This window comes from Paracoccus sp. S4493, assembly GCF_000967735.1.
Taxonomy (GTDB): Bacteria; Pseudomonadota; Alphaproteobacteria; order Rhodobacterales; family Rhodobacteraceae; genus Paracoccus; species Paracoccus marcusii.
The window spans coordinates 1-583 of record NZ_JXYF01000337.1 but is presented as its reverse complement, the minus strand read 5'-3'; the positions used below and the strand labels follow the sequence as shown (position 1 = coordinate 583).

General features: G+C 66.7%; 1 protein-coding gene. It reads left to right on the top strand.

What is annotated here, in order from left to right; genetic code table 11:
• Window positions 1-583: sugar transferase (locus TW83_RS17615; protein ID WP_045984091.1), on the top strand; the 583-nt coding region annotated here is incomplete at both ends.

The window sequence follows — 583 nt, the reverse complement described above, 5'->3', positions numbered from 1 at the left end:
CCCCTGTGGGTGGCATGGCCAAGCGGGGGCTGGATGTCACGTTGGCGGTCCTGGGCCTGCTGCTGCTGGCGCCGCTGATCCTGGCGCTGGTCATCGTCCTCAAGCTGACGGATTCCGGGCCGCTGCTCTACGGGCACCGCCGCGTAGGCTTCGGTGGCCGCGAGTTCCGCTGCTGGAAGTTCCGCACCATGGTCGTCAACGGCGACGCCGTTCTGGAGCAATACCTGCGCAAGCATCCCGCCAAGGCGGCCCTGTGGTACGAACAGCGCAAGCTGGTCGACGATCCGCGCGTCACCCCCTTGGGCGCCGTGCTGCGCAAGCTGAGCCTGGACGAGCTGCCCCAGCTTCTGAACGTGCTGACCGGAGAGATGAGCCTGGTCGGCCCGCGTCCGGTCGTGCGGGCAGAGCTGGACCATTACGCCAGCTCGACCCGCCACTATCTCGCGGCTCGCCCCGGCCTGTCCGGCCTCTGGCAGATCAGCGGCCGCAGCAACACGACCTACATGGAGCGCGTGCAGATGGACCGCTTCTACGTGATGAAGTGGAACCCGTGGATGGACCTGCGCATCATCTTCATGACCAT